The sequence below is a fragment of the Rhizobium sp. 10N414 genome (genome assembly GCF_056394785.1).
Map to the genome: position 1 here is coordinate 1 of NZ_JBFTIN010000080.1, position 5,969 is coordinate 5,969.

Annotated in this window: 7 protein-coding genes; 3 read left to right on the forward strand and 4 right to left on the reverse strand. The window is 58.7% G+C overall.

The genetic code is table 11. The features are described from left to right. From AC1DE4_RS31375 to AC1DE4_RS31385, 3 genes are all read left to right on the forward strand, one after another. Positions 1–702: DUF4082 domain-containing protein (locus tag AC1DE4_RS31375; RefSeq protein WP_477884719.1), on the forward strand; the 702-nt coding region annotated here is incomplete at its 5' end. A 574-nt stretch (positions 703–1,276) separates the two neighbouring features. After that, complete coding sequence (locus tag AC1DE4_RS31380; RefSeq protein WP_192303109.1) at positions 1,277–1,519, forward strand: helix-turn-helix domain-containing protein; 243 nt, start codon at positions 1,277–1,279, stop codon at positions 1,517–1,519. After that, positions 1,516–2,847, forward strand: a complete 1,332-nt coding sequence (locus AC1DE4_RS31385; protein ID WP_477884720.1) for a type II toxin-antitoxin system HipA family toxin — start codon at positions 1,516–1,518, stop codon at positions 2,845–2,847. The genes AC1DE4_RS31380 and AC1DE4_RS31385 overlap by 4 nt, the downstream gene beginning before the upstream one ends. A gap of 93 nt (positions 2,848–2,940) precedes the next feature. Here the strand turns inward: AC1DE4_RS31385 and AC1DE4_RS31390 are convergent, their stop codons facing one another. From AC1DE4_RS31390 to tnpA, 4 genes are read right to left on the reverse strand one after another with little or no spacing between them, the layout of a single operon-like run. Next, positions 2,941–3,504: a UPF0149 family protein gene (locus AC1DE4_RS31390; protein ID WP_477884721.1), complete on the reverse strand. Its 564-nt coding sequence runs from the start codon at positions 3,502–3,504 to the stop codon at positions 2,941–2,943. Further along, a complete protein-coding gene (gene tnpC, locus AC1DE4_RS31395) occupies positions 3,501–5,075 on the reverse strand; it encodes an IS66 family transposase (protein WP_477884722.1) in 1,575 nt (524 codons plus the stop codon). Before tnpC ends, AC1DE4_RS31390 begins: the two co-directional genes overlap by 4 nt. A gap of 48 nt (positions 5,076–5,123) precedes the next feature. After that, positions 5,124–5,480, reverse strand: a complete 357-nt coding sequence (gene tnpB / locus AC1DE4_RS31400) for an IS66 family insertion sequence element accessory protein TnpB (RefSeq protein WP_477884723.1) — start codon at positions 5,478–5,480, stop codon at positions 5,124–5,126. Then, the gene (gene tnpA / locus AC1DE4_RS31405; protein WP_477884724.1) at positions 5,477–5,947 is read right to left on the reverse strand and encodes an IS66-like element accessory protein TnpA; all 471 of its coding nucleotides are present in this window, start codon (positions 5,945–5,947) and stop codon (positions 5,477–5,479) included. The genes tnpB and tnpA overlap by 4 nt, the downstream gene beginning before the upstream one ends. Between the last annotated feature and the right edge of the window lie 22 nt (positions 5,948–5,969).

Genomic DNA, 5,969 nt, shown 5'->3' on the forward strand with positions numbered 1-5,969 from the left:
AGCAGCGACACGCTGACCTACACGGCAACCTCTTCCGACGGCACCGCTCTTCCCACCTGGCTGAGCTTCAATGCCTCGACGCGCACCTTCAGCGGTACGCCGACGACATCAGGCACGTCAGACATCAAGGTGACGGCAACCGACATTGCGGGCCTTGCCACCAGCGAGACCTTCAGCATCAATACGGCCGCAGCCCCCACCACCTACAGCCTGTTCAGCGCAACCAGCACGCCGGCGCAGACGAACCTCAACGATGGCCAGCAACTCGAACTCGGCGTCAAGTTCCAGGCGAACGTTGCCGGTGATATCACCGGCATCAAGTTCTACCGCAGCGCCAACGACAATGGCCAGAACGTCGTCGATCTGTGGACCACGGCAGGCACCAAGCTCGCCACCGCCACCTATTCCGGCACCACCGGCAGCGGCTGGCAGACGGTGAACTTTGCGACCCCGGTTACCATCACCGCCAACACTACCTATGTGGCGTCCTACCACACGACCGGTGCCTATGTGGCGACCGACGGCTTTTTCACCAGCGGCGTCACGAACGGTCCTCTGACGGCCCTCTCAAGTGCCGCCGCGGGTGGCAACGGTGTCTATAGCTATGGTGGGTCTGCGACCGCGGGTCTCTTCCCGACCAGCACCTATGATTCTGCGAATTACTGGGCCGACGTGGTCTTCCGGCCGCAACTCGCAGCATGATGAGTCGGCCGAAGTGACAGGCCGACTTCGGATGCAATGAATGCAATGCAGGTTCTTGCCGCGGCAAGCCGTCGTCGCAAATGCCACACACAAGCGTGCCGGCGTCGATATGTATGCGCTGCCGCATTCCGCATATTGGTCTTTTCCAGTACAGCGCACAGCCGAGGTCGAGTTGAGGATCAACTCGACGGCTTCCGGTTTGACCTCCGCCTTGAGTGGGCGCAATTCGCGAAAGGGCCATTTCTGGCTTGCCAGGCGCCCGCGCCATGTGGGTCTGCTGTCGGCTGCCGGAGCGGAATGTCGGACGGCAGGTTGTCGGAGACCATGTTCAATTGCCTGTAGGATCGCGATACGACGGGATCTCGCCGGGATCGGCGAACAGAACGTTGTCGTATTCGTATGATCCTGAATATCCAGGCGGACCATACCAGGGTGATCGATCAGATCATCGACTTGCAATATATTTAAATGCTATTATATTGGCATTAATTCCCACATAATGCGGTTAGGTCATAATATGTTCGCATTTAACATGTCGTCCCCGATGGAAGTTATTCGAGGCTTGGCGGAAAGAATGAAGCGCCGGCGGATCGAGCACGGACTGACCCAGCGGGAACTTGCGGCAAGATCGAATGTCTCGTACGGGTCGTTGAGACTATTTGAAGAAAGTGGGAAAATCTCCCTCGAGAGTCTCGTGAAAATCGCCTTCGCCCTTGAGGCCGAGGCTGAGTTCGAGCGATTGTTTCCGAGTCGGCCGCCGCAAAATATCGATGATGTCGTTGATCGTCCTCTTAAGCAGCGGGTGCGCAGGAAATGAAGTTCAAACCAGTCCAGCAGATGAGCGTCTGTCTGAATCTCGAAGGGAATGAGAAGAAGCTCGGCACGCTCGCTTGGAGCGGCAAGGAACGGAAGGCCTACTTCGAGTACTCGGCAGAGTTTCTCGCAGCGCCCCTTTTGATTTCGCCATTCCATATGATGGCCGCCACTGGATTGATTGCCGCGCCTCGCGATCCGTTTGACGGGCTCCATGGGCTCTTCAACGACAGCCTGCCTGATGGTTGGGGTCGTCTATTGCTTGACCGCCGTTTCCAGCGAGCGGGCATCGACTATACGCAGCTCACTCCCATCGACCGTCTCTCGGCGGTGGGAAGAACGGGAATGGGCGCGCTGACATACGTTCCCGATTTGCCGGACGATCGGAAACAACCGACCGACGCTGACCTCGACTGGTTCGCTGATCAAGTGGAGTTGGTACAGACAGAAATGGACGTCGCTGACATCGATAGCTTGCAGGGCGCGCAAGGTGGATCAGCGGGTGCACGACCAAAGATCATGATCGGCTTCAACAAGGCCGAGAATAGCTGTGTTTTGGACTACGGCCGGCCGTTGGATCCGGGATTTGAAAGATGGATGGTCAAAGCGCCCAGTTCTAACGATCCGGGGGAGATCGGTGCCGAAGAAAAAGCCTATGCGCTCATGGCGGTAGCTGCAGGGCTGGAGATGGCCGACACCCAGCTATTCGACACCCGGAAGGGAAGGCGGCTTTTTGCGACGAAGCGTTTTGACAGGATACCCGCCGGTAGGCTTCACATGCACACGGCAAGCGGTCTGTTGAATGCCAGCCATCGCGAGGCCTCTCTCAACTATGAGCAACTTCACAAGCTTACCCATATGATGACCCGCGACGCCGCAGAAGTCCTCAAGATGTTTCGAAACATGGTGTTCAATGTATACGCCAAGAATCGCGACGACCATGCGAAGAACCACGCATTCCTTATGGACGGGAATGGTCGTTGGTCATTAGCACCTGCATACGATCTTACATTTTCGTCCGGACCAGGCGGAGAGCACAGCGCGGCAATAGCTGGGGAAGGTAGAAACCCTGGCATGTCTCACCTCTTGGCGGTCGCCAGAGGGGCTTCGATCTCGGATCAAGATGCTCGGTATGTTATAGAGCAGGTGCGAACGGCCGTAGACCGGTGGCCGCAGTTTGCTGACAAAGTCCAGCTATCCAAGTCCCGTACTGCTGAACTCGACAAGTTCTTGAACGGCAATCGGCCGGCTCAGACACTTCGCGTGCACTACGATCGGAATGACGATTGCATTTCCAGGCCAACACGAGCGGCCGAAAATCGTAAGCGATGATGATACGGGTGGCTTCTGTCAGGCGAATTGACCGTGAGCGCGACGAACAGCCCACTGCTTTCGGCGTTGACGGGATCGCAATAGTACTTTCTTTCAGAACTTCTGTTTTGCCCGCTTCGGCATAAAGTAGGTTCGGATATTGACGAGTGCTTCGGCGACGTCAGTAGCATCCTGGCGGGTCGCTTTCCGCTTTGTCTCGCCGAGCCTGCGGATGGGCGCGATGATATCGCCAGTCCCGGCATGACCTCGAAGAACCGGCTGCCAAAGCCTCGGCGCGTATCCTGTTCCCAACAAAAAGCAGAGGTCCCAGTCGAACGGATCAAAGGTCTGATCATCGATCTGGGTGAACCTGGGCCKGTGGTCTTTCGGTGTTTCGGAAAGGCTCGCCGAGATGCGRTTATACTCCGCAACGATCGTCTGCACGGCCCGATGTTCGGTTGTCTCCATCGGCAGGTTCAGGGCATCCGGACCGGTCAGTTCCGGGATCCATTTGCGTGGGTCGATGAACTTCGGGCCGATGATGAGAGCCGTAAGATAACCATCCAGACCGCTCATTGACCAGATTGGCGATGCTGGACGACGTGCCCTGATAAACGCCTCGAACGCCTGATCATCAAGCTTCGGTCGTGCGGTCGTCTCTTGGCTGGTCTGCGTCATGCCGCCCGTCGCTCCTGCTCTGTCCTTGCCTCGCGCTCAGCCTTCCAGTTCCAAGGGAGGAGACTTTCCATCTCGCTGGCTTTTACTTTGCCCGCGATGATGCGTTCCAGCACATCGGCAAGCCAGACCTCGGGGTCCACACTGTTCAATTTACAGGTGTTGACGAGCGATGCGAGGACCGCGAAAGACTTTCCACCGCGCTCGCTGCCCACGAACAACGAGTTCTTTCTCGTCAGGGCCACGGATTTCATCGAACGCTCGACGACATTTGAGTCCACTTCGATCCGGCCATCCTCCAGGAAGGCTGCCAGTCCGCTCCAGTGGTTGAGCGTGTAGGTGACGGCTTTGCCCAGCGCCGATTTCGCCGACACCTCGTCGCTCAGTTCGGTGAGATGGACGTTCAGTTCTCTCATAACTGGAGCTGTCTCGCGACGCCTCGCTACGAGCCTGATATCGGCACTTTCGCCGCGCAGTCTCGCTTCGATCCGATAGATCTCGGCAATCCTGGCCAGGATCGACAGAGCCTCCGAAGAGCCGGTGAGCTTGACGACATCGACGAACTTGCGCCGGGCATGGGCAAGGCAGAACGCCAGCTGCAAGGGGGCGACATTGCTCTTTCCCCGGCGCTTGGCCATGGTCTTATAGGCTTGGTATCCGTCGACCTGAAGCACGCCGGCAAACGACGCCAATTGCCCCGCGATCTCGCGCGCACTGCGGCTTTCGGCAAAGATATAGGCAACCGCCGGCGGCGCAGGACCATTCCACGGCCGATCGTCGATCGCTTGCGCCCATAACTGGCAGACCTTGGTGCGTTTTCGCCCTGGATCAAGCCGCGGGAGCGGCGTCTCGTCACAAAACACCCTCGGCTGCAGGCGGATGAAGGCGAGTAGCTCGTCATAGAGAAGTTCTAGCCACCAGGCGACCCGCGTCACCCAGGCCCCGAGCGTGCCTCGATCGATGATCACGCCGCAGGAGGCCAGCATCTGCGCCTGGCGATGCAGCGGCAAATGCCAGGCGAACTTCGAGACGGCAACATGCGCGGCAAACGCCGTGGTCACCATGCCACCGTCCATCACGCGCGCTGGTGCCGGCGCCTGCACAACAACGCTTTCGCAAGCCCGGCATGCATAGCGCGGCCGGATCGTCCGCTTCACCCGGACAACCGCAGGCACGATGTCGAGCGCCTCGCTGACATCCGTGCCGATGCAATGMAGYTCGAATGAGCAGCAGGGGCAGAGCTTGTTCTCCGGTTCGATGATCTCGTCATAACGCGGAAGGTGTTTGGGCAAACGGCCGATATTGCGGGCTGGCGATCGCCGTGCCTGCGTTTTGTCCTCGGCGACAGGCGCGACATCGTCATTGGCAGCAACGGGAATCTCATTGAGATCGCCAAAATCGAGCGCCACYTGCGTCGGGTGGAGCACCGTCATCTTCTCCGATTTCGGYCCAAAGAGTTGGCCCTCGAGGAAGGCAACGCGCGCTTTGAGATCGGCATTCTCTTCGTCGAGCGAGAGAATGATCCGGGTCAATYGCGCAGCATCCTGGGGCAAGGGATCGGGTCGAAGCGGCATGACAGACCCTACCATATGAGCCTGAATCTTCAAGCAAAACCAATAGGATCAGCCTGCTTTTGAGGGTTTCCTCACCGCGTTTCGTTTGACGCGCGTCCAGTCAATGCCGGCCAGCAAAAGCGAGAACTCCTGGGTACTCATCTGCATCGCGCCATCGCGGATCGGCGGCCAAACGAACTTGCCCGCCTCCAGCCATTTCGTTGCCAGGATCATGCCTGATCCGTCCCAGTAAATGCAGCGAAGTCGATCCAGACGCTTGGCGCGGAACACGAACACGTCGCCACAATAGGGATCGGCTGCAAGGGCTGACGCCACCAGCGCAACAAGGCCATTCATGCCGCGCCGGAAGTCGACAGGTTGCGTCGCAACCATGATCTTCACGCCATTTGGCGAACCTCCGATCACCGGCGCCCTCGCAACGCCGCCACCATCGCTTGTGCCAGCTCAGGCGCTACCGAGCCGATAACTGTCATGCGCGCGCCAGCAATCTCGATCTCAATCCGACCTGCGGCGAAGTGGGCGGCATCCGACGGCAAGCTTCCGGGAGGCGTTCGATCGCCAACCACCGTCACGGGCACGAACATCGCCTGCTGCGCGCAGGTCTTGGCAGAGCGACGAGAGGTTAGTCCAGCTTCCCGACGCCAGACGTTCAGCAAGCCGCGATTGACGCCCCAGCGCCGGGCAACGGCCGAGATGTTCACGTCAGGTTCTGCGCTTTCCGCAAGGATCCGCGCCTTCTCCTCGTCTGACCAATTCCGCCGCTGGCGCCGACCGGTGATCACCTCGATCCGACGATACTTTCCCTCATGCCTGGCTTCATGCATGCCTTCATCCATGACTTCAAGCATGGCATCAGCGCGATCTCCAACCATTCAATTCCGCTCCTTTCGATGA

What these genes read in the sequence shown, in the direction of transcription:
- AC1DE4_RS31380 (WP_192303109.1), top strand. Translation starts at nt 1,277, where the DNA reads ATGAAGCGCCGGCGGATCGAGCACGGACTGACCCAGCGGGAACTTGCG.
- AC1DE4_RS31385 (WP_477884720.1), top strand. Translation starts at nt 1,516, where the DNA reads ATGAAGTTCAAACCAGTCCAGCAGATGAGCGTCTGTCTGAATCTCGAA.
- tnpA (WP_477884724.1), bottom strand. Translation starts at nt 5,947, where the DNA reads ATGGTTGGAGATCGCGCTGATGCCATGCTTGAAGTCATGGATGAAGGC.